Source organism: Streptomyces sp. NPDC025833 (assembly GCF_055558055.1).
The window spans coordinates 312546-329647 of the sequence record NZ_JBVHNF010000004.1 but is presented as its reverse complement, the minus strand read 5'-3'; the positions used below and the strand labels follow the sequence as shown (position 1 = coordinate 329647).

Annotated in this window: 12 protein-coding genes and 1 pseudogene; 5 read left to right on the top strand and 8 right to left on the bottom strand. The window is 72.1% G+C overall.

All coding sequences use genetic code 11. The features are described from left to right. Positions 1–7 precede the first annotated feature (7 nt). Positions 8–1141 carry a glycosyltransferase 87 family protein gene (locus ACZ4K2_RS08885; protein WP_467471001.1) on the top strand — a complete coding sequence of 378 codons (1134 nt, stop codon included), beginning with the start codon at positions 8–10 and terminating at the stop codon, positions 1139–1141. Here ACZ4K2_RS08885 and ACZ4K2_RS08880 read toward each other — a convergent pair. Continuing rightward, the gene (locus ACZ4K2_RS08880; RefSeq protein WP_467470999.1) at positions 1093–2739 is read right to left on the bottom strand and encodes a DNA repair helicase XPB; all 1647 of its coding nucleotides are present in this window, start codon (positions 2737–2739) and stop codon (positions 1093–1095) included. The two genes, ACZ4K2_RS08885 and ACZ4K2_RS08880, sit on opposite strands and share 49 nt — an antisense overlap. On the opposite strand from ACZ4K2_RS08880, the gene ACZ4K2_RS08875 reads away from it, so the two are divergent. Beyond that, positions 2657–4408 (top strand): recombinase family protein, encoded by a 1752-nt coding sequence (locus ACZ4K2_RS08875; protein WP_467470997.1) that lies wholly within the window; start codon positions 2657–2659, stop codon positions 4406–4408. The two genes, ACZ4K2_RS08880 and ACZ4K2_RS08875, sit on opposite strands and share 83 nt — an antisense overlap. A gap of 69 nt (positions 4409–4477) precedes the next feature. Here the strand turns inward: ACZ4K2_RS08875 and ACZ4K2_RS08870 are convergent. The 4 genes and pseudogenes from ACZ4K2_RS08870 to ACZ4K2_RS08855 all read right to left on the bottom strand — a co-directional run. Beyond that, positions 4478–5559: pseudogene (locus ACZ4K2_RS08870) on the bottom strand (helix-turn-helix domain-containing protein); the annotation flags it as partial. A 250-nt stretch (positions 5560–5809) separates the two neighbouring features. Further along, the gene (locus ACZ4K2_RS08865) at positions 5810–6940 is read right to left on the bottom strand and encodes a catalase family protein (protein ID WP_467470995.1); all 1131 of its coding nucleotides are present in this window, start codon (positions 6938–6940) and stop codon (positions 5810–5812) included. A 64-nt stretch (positions 6941–7004) separates the two neighbouring features. Continuing rightward, complete coding sequence (locus ACZ4K2_RS08860; protein ID WP_467470993.1) at positions 7005–8357, bottom strand: Dyp-type peroxidase; 1353 nt, start codon at positions 8355–8357, stop codon at positions 7005–7007. Positions 8358–8471: 114 nt separating this feature from the next. Further along, on the bottom strand, positions 8472–9059 hold the full coding sequence (locus ACZ4K2_RS08855) for a hypothetical protein (protein WP_467769950.1): 588 nt from the start codon (positions 9057–9059) through the stop codon (positions 8472–8474). Between the two features lie 556 nt (positions 9060–9615). On the opposite strand from ACZ4K2_RS08855, the gene ACZ4K2_RS08850 reads away from it, so the two are divergent. After that, entirely contained in the window at positions 9616–10293 is a 678-nt protein-coding gene (locus ACZ4K2_RS08850) for a GAP family protein (protein ID WP_467470989.1), read from the top strand. Positions 10294–10473: 180 nt separating this feature from the next. Here the strand turns inward: ACZ4K2_RS08850 and ACZ4K2_RS08845 are convergent, their stop codons facing one another. Then, the gene (locus ACZ4K2_RS08845; RefSeq protein ID WP_467470987.1) at positions 10474–11607 is read right to left on the bottom strand and encodes a hypothetical protein; all 1134 of its coding nucleotides are present in this window, start codon (positions 11605–11607) and stop codon (positions 10474–10476) included. A 93-nt stretch (positions 11608–11700) separates the two neighbouring features. Continuing rightward, complete coding sequence (locus ACZ4K2_RS08840) at positions 11701–12453, bottom strand: CHAP domain-containing protein (protein WP_467470985.1); 753 nt, start codon at positions 12451–12453, stop codon at positions 11701–11703. A 279-nt stretch (positions 12454–12732) separates the two neighbouring features. On the opposite strand from ACZ4K2_RS08840, the gene ACZ4K2_RS08835 reads away from it, so the two are divergent. After that, positions 12733–13272 (top strand): hypothetical protein, encoded by a 540-nt coding sequence (locus tag ACZ4K2_RS08835; protein WP_467470983.1) that lies wholly within the window; start codon positions 12733–12735, stop codon positions 13270–13272. A 25-nt stretch (positions 13273–13297) separates the two neighbouring features. Here ACZ4K2_RS08835 and ACZ4K2_RS08830 read toward each other — a convergent pair whose 3' ends face one another. Beyond that, complete coding sequence (locus ACZ4K2_RS08830; protein ID WP_467470981.1) at positions 13298–15838, bottom strand: helicase-associated domain-containing protein; 2541 nt, start codon at positions 15836–15838, stop codon at positions 13298–13300. A 144-nt stretch (positions 15839–15982) separates the two neighbouring features. Here ACZ4K2_RS08830 and ACZ4K2_RS08825 point away from each other — a divergent pair, with 144 nt between their 5' ends. After that, positions 15983–17011: a hypothetical protein gene (locus tag ACZ4K2_RS08825; RefSeq protein ID WP_467470980.1), complete on the top strand. Its 1029-nt coding sequence runs from the start codon at positions 15983–15985 to the stop codon at positions 17009–17011. Positions 17012–17102 lie beyond the last annotated feature (91 nt).

Here is a 17102-nt window from a genome sequence, read left to right as displayed (position 1 = left end):
CGCGTCCGTGCGGAAACGGACGTCCCTGCTCCTTCTCGCCCTCTCCCTCGCCTCCTTCGCCACGCTGTGCGCCCTGCGCGGCGCGCCCATGGCCGATCTCCTCGTGTACCGGGCCGAGGGTGCGGCCGTGGTCCACGGCACCGACCTCTACGGCCTCACCGTCACCGAGTGGCGGCTCCCCGCGACCTATCCGCCCTTCGCGGCGATCCTCTTCGCCCCCGCCGCCTGGCTCCCCGTCGCGGTGCTGAAGGCGGTCTCCCTCGCGGGCAACGTGCTCCTGACCGCCGTCCTCGTCGCCCTCTCCGTCCGCCTGGCGTCCCGCCCCCCGCTGCCCCCGGCCCTGCTCTGCGCCGCCACGGCGGGCGCGCTCTGGCTGGAGCCGGTCTTCCAGACACTGCTGTTCGGCCAGGTCAACCTGGCCGTCGCCTGCCTCGCGCTGGGCGATCTGACCCGGCCCGCGGGCGCCCGCGGCAAGGGGATCGCCCTCGGGATCGCGGCCGGCATCAAGCTCACCCCGGCCGTGTTCGTGGTCCACCTGCTGCTGCGGGGCCGGACGCGGGAGGCAGGGACCGCGCTGGCGGGCTTCGGCGCCACGGTCGCGCTGGGCGCCGTCCTGCTCCCGTCCGCGAGCGCCGACTTCTGGACCCGGCGCCTGTACGAGACGGGACGGGTCGGCAAGGCGTGGATCGTGGACAACCAGTCCCTGCGGGGACTGGTCGCGCGGGCCCTCGGCGACCCCGCGCCGGGTCTCGCCTGGGCGCTCCCGGCGGCGGTGGTCGCGGTGGGCGGCCTGGTGCTGGCGGCCCGTGCCCGGCGGGACGGCCACGGTGTCCTGCTGGCCGCGTTCACGGCCCTGCTGGTCTGCCCGGTGAGCTGGACCCACCACTGGGTGTGGTGCGTGCCGCTGCTCGCCGTGCTGCTGGCGGAGGGCCGCACCGCCACCGCCGTGCTGGTCGCCCTCGTCTTCACCGCCCGCACGATGTGGCTGGTGCCCCACGAGGGCGCCCTCGATCTGCGACTGCCCTGGTGGCAGCAGCCGCTGGCGGCCGCGTACCCGCTCCTGGTGCTCGGGCTCCCGCTGTCCTGGGCGCCCTACGCCTGGCCCTCCGCGAGGAGTTCGTCGGCGTCCACGATGCGGTAGGCGTAGCCCTGCTCGGCCAGGAACCGCTGCCGGTGGGCGGCGAAGTCCTGGTCGATGGTGTCGCGGGCGACCACCGAGTAGAAGTGGGCCTGGTGGCCGTCGGCCTTCGGGCGCAACACCCGGCCGAGCCGCTGGGCCTCCTCCTGCCGGGAGCCGAACGTCCCGGACACCTGGACGGCGACCGTGGCCTCGGGCAGGTCGATGGAGAAGTTGGCGACCTTCGACACCACCAGCACGCTGATCTCGCCCTCGCGGAACGCGTCGAAGAGCTTCTCGCGCTGGGCGTTGGACGTCTCGCCCTTGATGACGGGCGCGTTCAGGTGCTCGCCCAGTTCGTCGAGCTGGTCGATGTACTGGCCGATGACGAGGATCTGCTGCCCGGCGAACCGGCGGACGATCGCCTCCGTGACCTTCCGCTTGGTCGCCGTCGTCGCGCAGAAGCGGTACTTCTCCTCCGTCTCGGCCGTCGCGTACGCCAGCCGCTCGGAGTCGGTCAGGTTCACCCGGACCTCGACGCAGTCGGCGGGCGCGATGTAGCCCTGGGCCTCGATCTCCTTCCAGGGCGCGTCGAACCGCTTGGGCCCGATCAGCGAGAACACGTCCGACTCGCGGCCGTCCTCCCGCACCAGCGTGGCCGTGAGCCCCAGCCGGCGGCGCGCCTGGAGGTCGGCGGTGAACTTGAAGACCGGCGCGGGCAGCAGGTGCACCTCGTCGTAGACGATCAGCCCCCAGTCCCGGGAGTCGAACAGCTCCAGGTGCGGGTAGACGCCCTTCCGCCTGGTCGTCAGCACCTGGTAGGTGGCGATGGTGACCGGGCGGATCTCCTTCCGCGTGCCGCTGTACTCGCCGATCTCGTCCTCGGTCAGCGAGGTCCGCTTCACCAGCTCGTGCTTCCACTGCCGGGCGGAGACGGTGTTGGTGACCAGGATCAGCGTGGTCGACTTCGCCTGGGCCATCGACCCGGCGCCGACCAGGGTCTTGCCGGCGCCGCAGGGCAGCACGACGACCCCGCTGCCGCCGTGCCAGAAGTTCTCCACGGCCTGCTTCTGGTACGGCCGCAGGTTCCAGCCGTCCTCCAGCAGCTCGATCGGGTGAGCCTCGCCGTCGACGTACCCGGCGAGGTCCTCGGCGGGCCAGCCCAGCTTCAGCAGCGTCTGCTTGATCTGCCCGCGCTCCGAGGGGTGCACCACCACCGTGTCCGGGTCGATGCGGGCGCCGACCAGCGGCGCGATCCGCTTGGACTTCAGCACCTCCTCCAGCACCGGCCGGTCGGTGCTGGAGAGGACGAGCCCGTGCGCGGGGTGCTTGCTGAGGGTCAGGCGGCCGTAGCGGTCCATCGTCTCGGCGATGTCCACGAGCAGGGCGTGCGGCACCGGGTAGCGGCTGTACTGCACGAGGGCGTCCACGACCTGCTCCGCGTCGTGCCCGGCGGCACGCGCGTTCCACAGGCCGAGCGGGGTGACCCGGTAGGTGTGGATGTGCTCGGGCGCCCGCTCCAGCTCGGCGAAGGGCGCGATGGCCCGCCGGCAGTCGTCGGCCCGCTCATGGTCGACTTCCAGGAGCAGGGTCTTGTCGGACTGGACGATTAGGCAGGACACACATACCTCCACGGATAGGATCTCCAGCGTGACAGACAGTGCACCTGCCACGGCTCGGGCCATGCCCCGTGCCCGGCGCCGGAAGGGCGTTCCGGCCAGCGCGCCGGGTATGCGCGCCGCTATCTATGTTCGCCTATCGCGTGAAACGGACGAGACGACTTCTCCTGAGCGCCAGAGAGCGGCGTGCGAGGCGTTGTGCGAGGCACGCGGGTGGGAGGTCGTGGCCGCCGAGGAAGACATTGACGTCTCGGGCTTCTCGCGCGGGCTCGACCGGCCGGGGCTGCAACGCATCCTGACCAGGCTCGCCGAGCTGGACGTGATCGTGTTCCTCAAGATCGACCGGCTTGCGCGCTCCACGGTCGACTTCGCGGAGATCATGCGACTCGCCGAGCACCAGAGCGTTGCGCTCGCGTCGGCGACGGAGCCTCTCGACCTCACGTCGTCCATGGGCCGGGCCATGGCGAAGGTGATCGCGGTCTTCGCCGAGCTGGAGTCCGACACCATCGGCATGCGGGTGTCCAGCGCGCACGAGCACCTGCGCCGCGAGGGCCGCTACACCGGCGGTCGGGTCCCGTACGGGTACATGGTCGTCCCCAACCCCAACGGGGCGGGCAAGGTCCTCGCGGTCAACGAGGATGAGGCCAAGACGATCAAGCGGATCGTGGAGCGGGTCCTGACGAAGGACTCACTCATGCAGATCATCAACGACCTCAACAAGGAGGGCGTCCCGTCGCCCGGCCACTCCTCACGCCAGACCACGGGTAAGCGCAGCGACTCCAAACAGTGGTACACGACCACGCTGCGCAGCATGCTGGGCAACCCCCAGTTGCTTGGCCAGGTCATCGAGGACGGAAAGCCGATCCTGCGGACGGACGGCCTGCCGCTGGTCCACCGGCCGCCGATCCTCGACACGGACACCTGGCAGATGCTCCAGGACGAGTTGGAGCGCCGGGCCAACCCAGGTGAGAAGCGCCGGGAGGGGACGTCGCTGCTGCGCGGCATCATGCACTGCGGAGTCTGCGGCGAGCGCATGTACACCTTCAGCGGGCGCAACGGTCAGCTTCGGTACCGGTGCATCGGCCCCCTGAAGTACCGCCAGCGGGCGGCCAAGGGGGACGAGAAGCCGGGCGAGAAGTGCTACGGGCCGACCGTGGCGGGGGTGACCACCGAGGAGCATGTCGCCGAGCAGTTCCTAGCGAAGTACAGGCACCTTCCCGTGCTGCGGATGGTCCAGGAGACGGGTGAGGACTTCCGCCCGCAGATCAGGCAGGCCGAGGAAGCGTTGGCCGACCTGCAAAAGGATCGCTACGACCGGGGCCTGTTCAGAGGCGACGACGGAGCGATCCGGTACGCGGAGCAGTACGCCAAGCTGGAAGAGCGACTGGCGACCTTGAAGGAGAGGCAGCGAACGGCGAAGCCGGGCGGCATGAAGGCGGAGCCGACCGGCGAGACGCACGCCGAGCAGTGGAAGCGCTCGGACGTGGCTGGTAAGCGAGATTTGCTGCTCAACTCGGGCGGCTACGTGGAGGTGGCACCCGCGAGGCGTGGCGGCAAGAAGCTGGACACGTCGCGTCTGTCGGTGTACTTCGGCGAAGAGGGGCACATGCGGAGGGCGGCAGCGGCGAAGGAGAGCGAACAGAAGACCGAGGCGGCTGACAGCCAGGGCTGACGCCGACGTCACCGGACACACGCAGCGGCGCCCCCACCGGACGGACGAGGTGGGGGCGCCGCTTTCCTTCTCCAGTTCCTTCAGCGCCTTGTCGCGGTTTCCGTCCCACAGCCAGGCCCGCGCCAGGTCCATGTGATGGTGACCCTGACGAGAGTTGGGAAGCGACTCGATCACTTCCTTGCTCGTGCGCCGGTTTATCGACAGCGCCTCGCGTTGCTCATGCATCTCCAGGGCGACGCTGATCGCATGGATCTGCACGTTGCCCGGCGAGAAGGTGAGGCTGTGGCGGTCGTAGACCGGGGGGCCGACAGTGTCCACCATCCGCTTGGCGGCAGCCCGCGCGTGCTTGATCCGGTCCTTCGCTTCGGCCTTGCGACCACCCCGCGCAGCCGAGACAGCCGCACGCAGGTGCAGAGACCCCCACGCCCACACGGCCAGCGGCTCACCACGGTCATAATCCTGCTGCACACTGCGGAGTGCTCGGTCAGACAGGGCAATGGCGTCATCCCAGTCCGCCGTGGCCCACATGTCCCACACGCGCATCCAGTCGGCGACGGCAGGCATGACCGGGTCGCCGGACAGCCGCGCGGACCAAGCGGCCCTTTCACATGCCATGGCGACCAGCTCAGGGTGGCCCAGGGCGTGCGCGGACGTGTGAGCGAACTTGCAGCACACCGCGTAGATCGCGTGCGCCTCTTCCCGCTCATGGCCCGTGACGACTTCGGCCAGGGCGCGCGTCTCCCGGAACAGGTCGGGAAGTACCTCCATGATGGCCGTGTTGGCCGCAGCATCGCGCAGGCGGTGGAGCCAGGTGGTTTCCTGCCACAGCTGACGAGCTGAGCGAGGCGTCCCGTCGAAGACGGGAGCAAGGTCGTAGCGGCGCAGCTCGCGCATGATCGCTGCGGCAGAGACCTGCCACTGATTCTCGGCCGGAGAGCTGTTGTACGGGCGTCCGATCAAGTCGTTCGGGTGTACGTGCAGCTCCGAGGCGATCAGGTTGAGCAGGCCGACGCGATCCAGTTCGATGAGTCCGCGTTCCATCTTGGACACCCAGCCCTGCGTCTTGCCCAGGGCAGCAGCGAGGTCGGCCTGTGTCTTGCCCAGACGGCGCGGCGTATGCGGTTGCCGATCTCTTCGGCTTCTTCCAGCATCAGCGCTCCCCCCGAGAGGCGAGGCGCCGGCGGTCCAGCGGGCGGCGAGACATCATGCTCCATCCGTCGGGGCTTCTACCCTCGACGGTACCCAGGCCGCGGGTCGGGTGTGGAGCAGGTGAGCAAGTGCCGGTCGCTGAAAGCAGTCACCGTTCACCGGCGTCGGGTCACGGCCCTGCGGCAATCGAGGCTTGAACGGTGCTCTGACCGCGCTGCGACTTGTGGATCCTCCATTCGTGTGCCGCCAGTATCACTGAACTGGGCCGAGTACCTCGTCGGCGCTGCGGGGCTCTGTGCGCGGCTGCTCGTTGAGTTTGTGGCGCGCGATGGAGGAATGCCGGTAGACCTCTTTACGGGCCCGCATGATGTTGCCCAGGGGGGCGTGCTCGGCGGTGACCCGCCAGGGTGTGAAGGACAATGAGTCCATCTTCTCCAGATTTTCCGGGCCGGAGATGTCCTGCTGTGGCAGTTGCAGCTTGGCCACGGTGACGGAGGGCGAGAGCTGCTCGGGCCACTCAACGGTGGTGTCCTCCACCGGCATGCGCGCCAGGTCGGTGCAGAGCTGGACTTGGACGTCGAAGGCGAAGGGCCGCTCCTTCAGTTCGGCTTCCAGGGCCGGGCGAAAGACCTCCGCAACCGAGGTCGGGTCGACGTCGCGCCGAATCACGGCGGCGGCGGAGGTCGGGTCGGGGGTGAAGCGCACCTTGGCGATGTAGTCCCCGTGCCTGACCGCGCCCATCGTCCAGTAGCTCGACAGCAGTACGTTCGCCGGGCGGGTCTTTGCCAGACGCAGGAAGGCCAGGAACTCGTCCCACGCCCAGTTGTCCCGGTCCAGGGTCCCCTTTCCGGTCACGAAATCGGTGAAGAAGCGATGTGCTCCGGGGCGTCCTTGGGAGAAGTAGGCCGACGCGTCCAGGAACAGCTCCTGGATGAACAGGTAGTGCTCGATCGTGTTGCAGAAGAAGATCGGTCCGTTGATGTTGGCATAGTCGAAGGTGCCTGTGTCCGGTTCGTCTCCCAGCAGGGTCGGGCCGGGGATGTCGAACAACTTCAGCGCCAGTCCGGTGGCGGCGCCCAGTCGTGCGTCGGCTCCGGCGTGGGGTGAGCCGTTGGAGAAACGGATGAGCGCGTCGTGGGTTCCCGGGGTCGCGTAGATGCCCTGGGCGTACTCGGGGGGCAGCCCGTCCAGGATTTCCACCTCCCCGCGGACCAGTCCGTATCCCTTGGCATGGGCGTCGCGCAGGGCTCGTCCGGTGCCGCCGGCCTCGACCGACTCGGCTATGTAGTTCTCGGTCTTTCCGATCACGGTCTGCACGTTCTCGTCGAAGTGCGGATCGTCGTCTTCCACGTCCGGTGTGAAGCGGACGAACTGTGCTGCCATGACCTCGACCTCTCCTCTCGGAGACGGTGTTCGCACTTCGAGGGCCTGGAATCGGCCTCTGCCCTCAGCCCTCCAGTTCGGCGAGCCAGCGCAGAGCGCGTAGACCCGGCACGAAGCAGTACTCGCCGCCTCGGGTGACCACGAAGCTGGGCAGGTTCTGCAGGCGGCGCCGGACCGGCTTCTCCGGGATGGTGACGGTGCCGGTTCCGCCGTGGTGCCCGGCTACCGCGTCCTTCTCCCCGGGGTAGCCGATGAAGTTGCCGTCGTTGATCCACTGGGCCTTGATGAACTCGAACTGCCTTTCCAGATGGGCTCCGAGGAAGACTCCGACCAGGCCGCGGTCGGCGCCGTCGTCTTCCAGCACGCCCTCCGGGAGCGGCGGCCCGTAGGTGGTGCCGCGGCGGATGAGGCGGTGCATCCGCGCGTCGCCGATGATGGTGGAGTCGCGGGGGTTGGTGCGCCGGATGTGCGCACCGGCGGGGCACCGGTACCCCCGGTCGTCGTTCTCCCGGTACATGAAGTTGTTGACGCGGTGCGGATCGGCCGCCAGCTCCGGGTCGTCGTGCTCGGGAGAGAGCGCCAGCGGTGCCCCGCTGGGCCAGCGTCCGACCATCTTCGCCGCAAGGAGTGCCTCTTCCTCTGCGCTGGAGCTGTTCGCACGCAGGAACCGGCGCCAGGCCGCTACGTTGGTGCGGACCTTGCGCACGGCCGCGTAGGTGCCGTTACGGCCCAGTACATCAGGGGTGGGCATGGGCGGCAGGTTCCCGGTTTCGTCGGGATAGCCGAGGATGAACTCGCCCGCCTTGAGGGGGGCTTCCTGCGGGTTGGAGCCGGGCAGTCCGACACCCTCGATGTTCGGATGGCTGATGCCGTCCCGGAAGCCCAAGGTGGTGCGCCCGGTCGGGAGCTGGCGGACCTCCTGCTGCCAGATCACCTGGACACCGGGCGTGTCCTCGTAGGCGACGCGGGCCCGCTCCAGCTCCTTTTCCAGCTGCGCCGCATCGGAGGCGAGGGCGCTCAACGCGATGTGGATCTCGCCCGTTCCGAACGGTGCCTCCCAGTGGGCCGGCGCACTCTCGCCCACGTCGCCGATCGACTCCGCCCGGGCGGCCATGCCCTCCCGGAACGCCTGAGGAAAGCTGTCCAGCGACTCCTGGGGCACCCCGAGGGCCTTCAGCCCTTGGTAGGTGAACGCCACAGCGACCCAGGCATCCTGGCTCCGGTCCACGCTGGGCAGACCGCCTGCGGTCACCGGAAGCAGCCGCCGCAGCAGGGCACGCCCGGCATGGCGGTCATCGACACGCAGGAAGACGTACTTCCCCTGATAGGGCACGGGGCGTGGACGCAGGGCCCCGCTCTGGACGTCGTCGATCTCGATGCTCACACCGACCGCGCTGTTGCTGCCCGCCGAATTCATGATCGCTTGTTCCTCCACATCGGTTTCTGTCCGGCAGCTCCGCAACGGCCGGCTCGCACCAGGCGACGCCGTCCCCCGACGGTGGCTCGGCTCTGAGGGCGGCTGCGTCCGGGCTTACGCCGAGGCTTCCTCCAGCAGCTTCTGAAAGGCAGGCGTGGCCACCAAGTCCGCGTTGGCCGGGTTCTCCAGCGCCGCGCGGAACTCGGGGGTGTCCAGCACTTCCTCGAACGCCTCCTCCACTCGGTGGTCCTTGTAGATCTGCTGGACGGTCAGGTCGGGATAGGCGCTGACGAAGACTCCCGCGGGCGCCTGGTGGGCGAGGAACCAGTCCTTCGCCCCTGGGTCCTTGACGCCGGGGAACCCTTCGCTGTGTGAGAAGACCTTGTCGAAGCGCTCTCCGACCACCGTCTTGGCGAAGTCGTCGATGTACGTGTCCCAGGAGCCGTCGAAGACGCTGGCGAACATGAACCTGGTGTCGTCGTCGAAAATGACGTGCCGTGCGTCGTGCAGCGTGCCTATCTGGCGCAGCGCAGCATGGACGTTCTCGTCATTCGCCGCGTCGGCGAGCATGGCGAGATCCTTGCGCAACGCATCGGCCTCGCCCTGCTTGATCTTGGTGAAGACGGTGAACTCGTTGGCGACCCCATCCGTCCTGCCCGGGTGCGCAGGGTGAGCCGACGGGGTTGAACCTGGCGCAGTCATCGCGGGCCTCTCCTGTCGCTGATCGGTGCGAGGGTCGCGAAGCGCCCTGACATGAGACGCCATCGCCCTCACGTGTCAATCCTCACCGTGGCTGCGCTGCCTCGCATCCTCAGCCCCCTGCCGAGGCGTTCACCCGGGATGTGTTCCCGAGAAGCTCTGGCGCTTGCGTGTCATTTTCGATCCCTGCACCCCTGTCCACCAGGGGCGATTACGTTCCGATCAGTGTCTTCGGCACGGTGCTGAGGAGGAAAACCAGCGCCTCCGGTACCGGCCTGCCGGCCGGTTCGGGGTGGCACCAAAGCGGGTCGCCGACAGCCGGCCCCGGGCCCTCGCGCCCGGAGAAGCTCCCGAGGACAGATCCGGTCACACGCAGGAAGATGGAAGTGGCGGAGAGGTGCCGGGCACACCCGTAGTGGCCATTTTCGGGCAGCCGCTTCCGCGCAGCCGTGTAGACAACGGCGCGGACGATCACGGAACCACGCGTCGCGCCGCACAGACGGCCGGATCACCTGCTTCCGCCAAGCCCGCTCCACTGGATCGCCATCCGGAGGCAACCATGGGCGCAGTCCTCGGTGACGTGCTGGGTTTCGCGGCGGCCGTCGCGGTCAGTCCGCTACCGATCATCGCCATCATCCTCATACTCGCCACGCCCCGAGGGCGTCTCAACGGTGTCCTCTTCACCGTCGGCTGGATCCTGGGACTCGCTGCACTGGGTGCGGTGATGCTGGCGATCGCCTCTCCGGCAGGCGCATCCGCTCACAAGCACCCGGCCACCTGGGTGGGAGCCCTCAAGCTGGCCCTGGGCCTGTTCCTCGTCCTCTTCGGCGCCCGGCAGTGGCGCCGGCGCCCAAGGGACCCCTCGCAAGCCCAACTGCCGAAGTGGATGGGCGCCATCGACCGCCTCACGCCGGTCAAGGTCTTCGGGCTCGGACTGGCCCTGGCCGCGCTCAACGCCAAGAATGCTCCGCTGGCCATCGCCGCGGGCGCCGCGATCGGCTCAGCCGCACTGCCGGTCGGGCAGCAGATCGCCTCGCTAGCGATCTTCGTTGTGATCGCCACCCTCGGCCTGCTGGCCCCGCTGGCAGTCTTTCTCCTCGGGGGAGAGCGAGCCAGGACCACGCTCGGCAACTGGAAGGACTGGGCAGCTCAGCACAACGTCGCCGTGATGGCCGTCCTGTTCTTCGTTCTCGGGTTGAAGCTGCTCGGAGACGGCATCTCCATCCTCACCTCCTGACAGACTTCACAGCTCGGACCTATCCGTTAGTGTGTGCATCACACCTGATCGTCCGGATGATCAACGGACCATTCACGCGCGGCACACCCTTCCACGACGGCCAAACGTCCAGTGTGCCTCATCACGCCGAAATGTCCGCATGCTCGTCCGGCCACACCCCCCTGACCTGCGGGAACGGGATCACCGGACGGCCTCGACGACGAACAGCTGGTCGTCCGCGTCCGTGCAGGACCGCACCACGGCCTCCGCGCCCGCCCCCGTGCCCGCGCCCCGGATGCCCACGCACCGGCCGTCGTCGGCCTTGATCCGGTACGTCCGGCCGCCGGACCCCGCGGACGTACCGCCCGCCGCGCTCTTCGCGGTCCGGGCGGGGACGAAGCGGAAGACGGTGGTCTGCTCGCACGCCTGCCACGGTTCGAGCAGTCCCGCGCCGGGTCCCGAGGTGAGCACCTTCAGGCACCCCTTGCCCTGGTCGGGGCGGTACCAGCTGATGCGGTAGGCGCCTTCGGCCACCCGATCCAGGGTGGTGGTCTGCGGGGCGGTCTGGTCGCAGGGGCGCTGGACGGCGACGAGGGGCTGGTAGCGCCCGTCCCGGACCTGCCCGTCCGTCACGCACAGGCCGGGGGAGGCGACCGGCCGGAGCCGGACGTGCCCCTGCGGCACGGCTCCGGCGGCGTCGTCCCGCGCGCCGTCCGGCATCAGGAACCAGACGGCGCCCGCGACCAGGGCGACGGCGAGGACGATCCCGGTGAGGACCAGGGGGCGGCGCCCCCGCGCGAACCGCCCCGACGGACCGCGCGCCGCCCCCCGGCCGCCCCCGGAGCCCCCCGGATCACCCGGCCCCCCGAAGGCCCCGGCACCCCCCGGCCCGTCCGGACCCCCGGGACCCCCGGAGTCCCCGGCACCCCCCGGCCCGCCCGGGCCCCCGAGCCCCCCGGAGTCCCTGGAGCCCCCCGTGGCCCCAGGGCCCCCAGGACCCCCCGGGGCGCCCGCGCCTCCCGCCGCGCCTACCGGTTCACGACCCGGAGCCGGGTCCTGGGCCTGCGCGGCCCGTCGCCGGGCCGCCAGCCAGTCGTCCACGTAGTCGCCCTCCCCGCATGCGCGGACGAACGCCGCCAGCAGCTCCCGCCGGGGCAGCGAGCCGTTGCGCAGGACGTCGGCCAGCGTGCTGCGCGGCAGCAGTTCGCCCTGCCGGGCGGCGCGCTCCTCGAGCTGCCGGTAGGTCAGCCGGGAGCGCGCCTTCAGCTCGCGCAGCGCGGCGCTCAGGTCCGCCGCCGTCCGTAACTCCTGAAGCGCAAGGGCTCTGTGATCCATGGCCCCCATGGTTGTGGGGGCCCTGTCGAGGATCAAAACCCTTTCCGGCCAACGTGGCCGAAGGCCGGTGTGGCCGGAGGCCGGCATGGCGGGTCAGCGCGCCTTCGGCGAGGTGTAGCCGATGACCCGGCCCGCGAGCGCGGGCTGGCTCTTCTTGTACGTCAGCTGTTCGTACGAGGTGTTGCCCTCGACCGAGTGGTAGGCCTTCCCCTCGGAGTTGTACGAGACCAGGACGCCCACGTGGTCGGCACGGCCGTCACCGTTGTTGTCGTAGGACACGACGTCACCCGGCCTCGGCTTGTAGCTCCCCGCCTTCACCTGCGCCTTGGTGTGCCAGGTGTGCTTGGCCTTGCCGTAGGCGCGGAACGAGTCGGCCGCCGCGGTCAGCCCGCCGATGTCCGCCTTGCCCCAGTACCAGGTGTACTTGGCGAAGTCCGCGCACCAGGCGCGCGAGGTCCACTTGACGCTGGTCCACTTCTTCTTCCAGGCGCCGTCGGCCTTGACGTACATGTAGCCCTTGCTCGTCCCGCACGCCTGGTGGTTGTTGATCGTCCCGGTGCGCGGGGCGCTGGTGCGGTCCCAGCGGAGGTTGGCCTTCGCCGTCCAGAACCCGGTGTAGAAGTTGCAGTTGTTGCGCTCGCTGTCGCCGCCCTTGGCGTCGCCCTCGTACTTGCGCTTCTGCACCTCGGCGCTGTCGCTGGTGTACTGCTCCTTCGCCTGCTTGGCGACCGCCGGGCCGGGATCGGCCGCCGCCTGGGCCGGGCCGGCCAGGACGAGGCTGCCCAGCGACATGGCCAGGGCCGCCCCCGCGACGGCCGTGGTCCTCACCGTGCTGCTGACAGACATTGCGTGCTTCCTTCCGTCGGATCCGCGCCGGGCCCGTGGCGGGTCCGGCCGATGCCCCGAAAGGCTGGCCGGGGCGGCCGACGGCGCACAACGGATTGCCGTGTCCAGGACATGTCCGGGACACACGGGCCCTGTCCGGCCTGGTCAGGACAGGTGTCCGGGACCTGTCCGGGCCGCCCGGCCGGTATGCGGCGCCATGTGGGGGCAACCACGCCCCGGGCTCGTGTGTCTTGTTCCGCGAAGCGGTGCGGTGCGCGGGGGCGGTGAGGAGTGCACGGGATGCGAGCAGCAGGATGGGCGACGGGGGCCGGGGCGGTGGTGGTGCTGGTGGCCGCCGGTGTCTGGGCGATGCGGCCGGGGCAGGTCGACGCCCGGTTGTGGCGCGAGGTGCGGCCGGTGATCGAGGCCCGCCTCGCGGCGGAGAACCGGGGCGCCGGGCCCGGCGCGGCCACGCCCGCGCTCCGGGCGCACTGGTTCTGCCGGGCCGAGGCGCTCGACCTGCACGCGCGCGGGACCGAGGTGCGGGCGGGCGTCAACACGCTGTGTGTGGAGTACGGGGTGCGCGACGGCAGCCTGGTGGAGTGCGGTGGCGGCCAGGTGCCGCAGGTGCTGCGGCTGGCGCGGACCGCGGACGGCGGCTACCGGATCGTGTCGCGCGAGGCGGCGCCCGACGGCGCGGGGAGCACGCGGTGGACCGAGGACCACTTCGGCTACCTCGCCCGCTCCGCCCTGAACCGGCCGATGTCCGCCGCCGCCCTGGAGACCGCGGCCCGCACCCGCTTCGGGCTGCCCGCGGACGCCCCGCTGGCGGACTGCTGACCCGCCCGCCCGCGGCGGTTGCGGGTCAGTCGCCGGCCAGCTCGGCGACCCCCGTGACGCGGTGCAGCGGATACGTCCGCACCTCGTCCGCGGTGTGGTCGTACGCCGTCACGAAGCCGCCCTCCACCCGGATCGGGGCGATGACCCGCTGACTGGCGGCGCCCTCGGCGTTGACGTAGCCGATCCACACGGAGTCGCCGGTCAGGACGGCGGCCTGCATGGTGGCGAGGGTCTCGGCGGAGGAGGTCCGCGGCAGCTCGCCGCCGGTCAGGGGCTCGCCGGCCCGCTTGCGCGGGGCCGTGGCGGCCAGGTCGCCGGCCCGGATCGCGCGGACCGCCGCGCCGAGCAGGGTGGCGTCGGGCGGGGGCGGCCCGTCCGGCACCGGCTCCGGGGCGGTGCGCGGCGGGGTGCGGTGGGCGTGCGCGCGGGTGATCAGGACGTCGCCCTCGGCGGACTCGGCGGCCGGCGCGTACCCCATGGCCCGCAGCCCCTCCAGCAGCGTCGCCGGATCGGACGGCGCGGCCAGCACGGTCGGGGCCAGCCGGCGCAGGCGCAGCGCGGCGGCCCGCTTGTCGGCGAGGATCTCGTTCAGCACCGTGTCGTCGTCGCAGCGCACGTACGCCGACGCCGCCCCGACCCGCAGGTGGCCGTGCCGGCGCGCCACGTCGTCGATCAGGTAGGCGAGCGGCTGCGGCACCGGGGTACGGGAGTGCTCCGTGAGGAAGGCGTGCAGGTCGGTGGCGGTCCGGCCGGCGTCCAGGGCGCGGCGGACGGACGCCGGCGTGAACCGGTAGACGGTCGCGCCGCCCTTGGACTCCACGTCGGCGAGCACGCCCAGCGTGTCCGCGAGCGGGCGCCGCAGCGGGCCGGGGGCGACCGCCGTCAGGTCGGCCTGGAGCAGCACGTGGTCCAGCGGCTCGGGCAGCAGCGGCGCCAGCAGCCGGGCCGCGGCCGCGGCGGCCGCGGTCTGCTCGGCGCCGGACAGGGGCGCGAGCCGGTCGGCCGCGCGGTGGTGGTGCACCGGGAGCTTGTCCCCGGGCCCCGGGGCGCCGGGTCCCGGGGCCGCGGCGGTCCCGGCGGCGGGCGGCGCCCCGAGCAGCGCGCGCCCGTGCGCGGCCAGCGCTCCCCGCCCGGTCACCCCCAGCAGCTCCGCCTCCGACAGGGTCCAGCGGGCCAGCCGGGCGCGCAGGTCGTCCTCGCGCTGCGCACCACCCCGCAGCGGCCGTTCCCAGCGCAGCCGGGCGAGCACCGACTCGGCGTCCGGTGCCGCCCCCCGCCCCAGCCCGGCCAGCAGGGACAGCACCCGGTGCCGTACCTCGGGCGCGGCGGACCGGTCGAGCCCGGGCCCGAGCGCCGACAGGGCGCGGTCCTTCGCGTCCCGCCCGCCGACCAGCCCGGCGGTGCGGGTGGCGGCCAGCCACGCCCGGGCGAGGCGGGCCCAGCGTTCGGCGGGCGGCTGCTCCCGCCACTCGTCGTAGGCGGGCGTGGCCGCGTACCGCTCGTCGGCCTCCCCGTCGGAGGCGATCAGGCCGGCCGCGTACGCCAGCTCCGCCCAGAAGGCGGCGACCGGCTCGGACACGTCCAGCGCCACCGCCGTCCGCTTCAGGTCGCGGACGCTGAGGCCGCCCGCCCGCAGCACGGCCGGGCCGCCCTCGTCCCAGTCCTTCAGCAGCTCCTCCACGGTGGCCAGCGCGGTGTACGCCTGCCCGGCCGCCGTCGCGTCCACGAGCTGCGGGCTGTGGGCCGCGGCCGGGGCCACGGCGGGCGGCAGCGGCTCGGGCTCGCGGTGCGCGCGGCCCGCGCGCAGGTGCAGGGCGACCTCGCGCGGGAGCACGACCGTGCCGGGGGCGGTCGGCAGCAGCAGGCCGCGGTCCAGCAGCCAGCGCAGGTGCGCCGCCGGGTCCGCGGTGACCTGCCCGTACGGCGGCCCCCACATCAGCCGGACCAGCACCTCACGGGCCGCCTCCGGCGCCTGGGCGAGCAGTCTCGCCATCTTCCCGCGGTGGGTGAACAACGCGGTGAGCGCGTCCGCGGCGGACACCGAGTCGTGCGTCGAGGGCAGCCCGGCCGCCGTCACGATCTCCTGGATGCGCCCCGGCGACATGCCCGAGGTGGCCTCCCGCACGGTCGGTCCGAGCCCGGTCGGGGACGGATGCTGTGCCGACGGGGCGAGCAGTTCGCGGGCGGTGCGCACCAGCCGCAGCCGGTCGTCCCCGCCCCACACCAGCGCCTGTTCGCGCAGGACGGCGACGGCGCGCGGCAGCGCCCCGGCCACCTGCTCCTCGCCGGCGTCCCCGGCCATCAGCCCGAGCAGGGTGCCGTACGGCGCCGGGTCCGGGGCGACGGCCAGCGCCTCCGCGCTCTGGAGCGTGAACCGGTCCAGCCGCTCCAGGGCGCGCAGCACCGAGGCGCGCGTACCGGCGCGCGTGGCGAGCTGGGTGAGATCGGTGGGGACGGGGGTGACGAGGTCCGGGCGGCTGCGCAGCAGCGCGGCCAGGGAGGCGTCGTCCCGCGCGCGGAGGGCCTCCGCGAGGGACCGAGGGGCTGAGTGGTCCTCGGGGCTCATCCGGCCAACGTTAGCCGACATCCCGTCCGGACCCGAGGGAGCGGCCGCGCGGCCCGCGGGGACGCTCGCGCGGGGGACGTGCGGCGGGGCGGACCGGGTACCGTCCTCACCGGGGTATCAGTCGGCGCACCCCGGAGGGGTTCCGTGGGGATCGAGAGCGACCAGGTCGTCTACGAGTATCTGAGCCGCGTCGGGGACATCGCCCAGCAGCGGCAGCTGCCGTCGGCGACGCGGATGCGGCTCGTGTCGGAGCTGCGCAACGAGATCGACCGGTGCCGGGCCAGGGCGACGGTGGACTCGCCCGCCGCCGTCCGCCGCATCCTGGACGGCTTCGGCAGCCCGGACGCGGTGGTCACGGCGGCGGGCGGCACCGGCGGCGTGCCCGCGCCGCCCGCCGCCGTACCGGCCCAGCCGTCCGCCGGCGAGCGGTCGCCGGAGCGGGCCGGACGGGAACGGCCGAAGGGGCTGCGCCGGGCCGTGCCGCGCCCGCGCCCCGCCGAGCCCGAGGCCGGGCCGTCCGTGCCGCGCGGCACGGCGGCCCCGCCGCACCTCGCTCCCGCGCACGAGCTGGGGGACGGCGCGGCGGCGCCCGACTGGTGGCGGGTGAGCGCCCGCGGCCCCCAGGCGGACACCGACTCCGTGCCGGGGTTCGTCGGCGGTGTGGAGATCCCCGAACTCCTGAAGCGGCCCCCGGTGGAGGAGGCGGCGCGGCCCGCGGAGCCCGGGCCGGCGGCGGAGCCCGTGAAGGCCGCGCCCGCGCCCGCGCCGGCCCGGCGCCGCCGCCTCCTCGGCCTGCTCCCCGCGCGCGCCGCCGCGCCCGCGCCCGGGCTCCTCTCCGGCTGGTCCAACCCGCTGCTGCTGCTGGCCGCGGCCGCGCTGGCCGCCGGGGCCGTGCTCGGCAACTGGTTCGCCCTGCTGCTGGGCTGGGCGATCGCCTACGGCTCCCGGCGGCTGACGGCCATGGAGACGAAGTGGGCGGTCATGGTGCTGCCCGGCACGGCGGTCGCGGCGGGCCTGGTGTGGCTGTGGGGCCGCAACGAGGGCCGCTGGGGCGACCCGATCGCGCAGGGCCACATGAACGACGCGGTCGCCGGAACCTGGCCCTGGGTGGTCCGCACCGCGGCCCTGGCCTCAGCCGCGTACATCCTCTGGCGCTCCCAGAAAAAACCCTGAAGCCCCCCAGGGGCGCGGGGAACCGCGCGAAAAGCCACAACGAACCCGCACCCAACCACGCGCCCCGAAGCCGCCCGCATCTGCAAACCCC

What these genes read in the sequence shown, in the direction of transcription:
- ACZ4K2_RS08830 (WP_467470981.1), bottom strand. Translation starts at nt 15,838, where the DNA reads ATGAGCCCCGAGGACCACTCAGCCCCTCGGTCCCTCGCGGAGGCCCTC.
- ACZ4K2_RS08835 (WP_467470983.1), top strand. Translation starts at nt 12,733, where the DNA reads ATGCGAGCAGCAGGATGGGCGACGGGGGCCGGGGCGGTGGTGGTGCTG.
- ACZ4K2_RS08850 (WP_467470989.1), top strand. Translation starts at nt 9,616, where the DNA reads ATGGGCGCAGTCCTCGGTGACGTGCTGGGTTTCGCGGCGGCCGTCGCG.
- ACZ4K2_RS08860 (WP_467470993.1), bottom strand. Translation starts at nt 8,357, where the DNA reads ATGAATTCGGCGGGCAGCAACAGCGCGGTCGGTGTGAGCATCGAGATC.
- ACZ4K2_RS08855 (WP_467769950.1), bottom strand. Translation starts at nt 9,059, where the DNA reads ATGACTGCGCCAGGTTCAACCCCGTCGGCTCACCCTGCGCACCCGGGC.
- ACZ4K2_RS08840 (WP_467470985.1), bottom strand. Translation starts at nt 12,453, where the DNA reads ATGTCTGTCAGCAGCACGGTGAGGACCACGGCCGTCGCGGGGGCGGCC.
- ACZ4K2_RS08845 (WP_467470987.1), bottom strand. Translation starts at nt 11,607, where the DNA reads ATGGATCACAGAGCCCTTGCGCTTCAGGAGTTACGGACGGCGGCGGAC.
- ACZ4K2_RS08865 (WP_467470995.1), bottom strand. Translation starts at nt 6,940, where the DNA reads ATGGCAGCACAGTTCGTCCGCTTCACACCGGACGTGGAAGACGACGAT.
- ACZ4K2_RS08875 (WP_467470997.1), top strand. Translation starts at nt 2,657, where the DNA reads ATGGCCCGCCGGCAGTCGTCGGCCCGCTCATGGTCGACTTCCAGGAGC.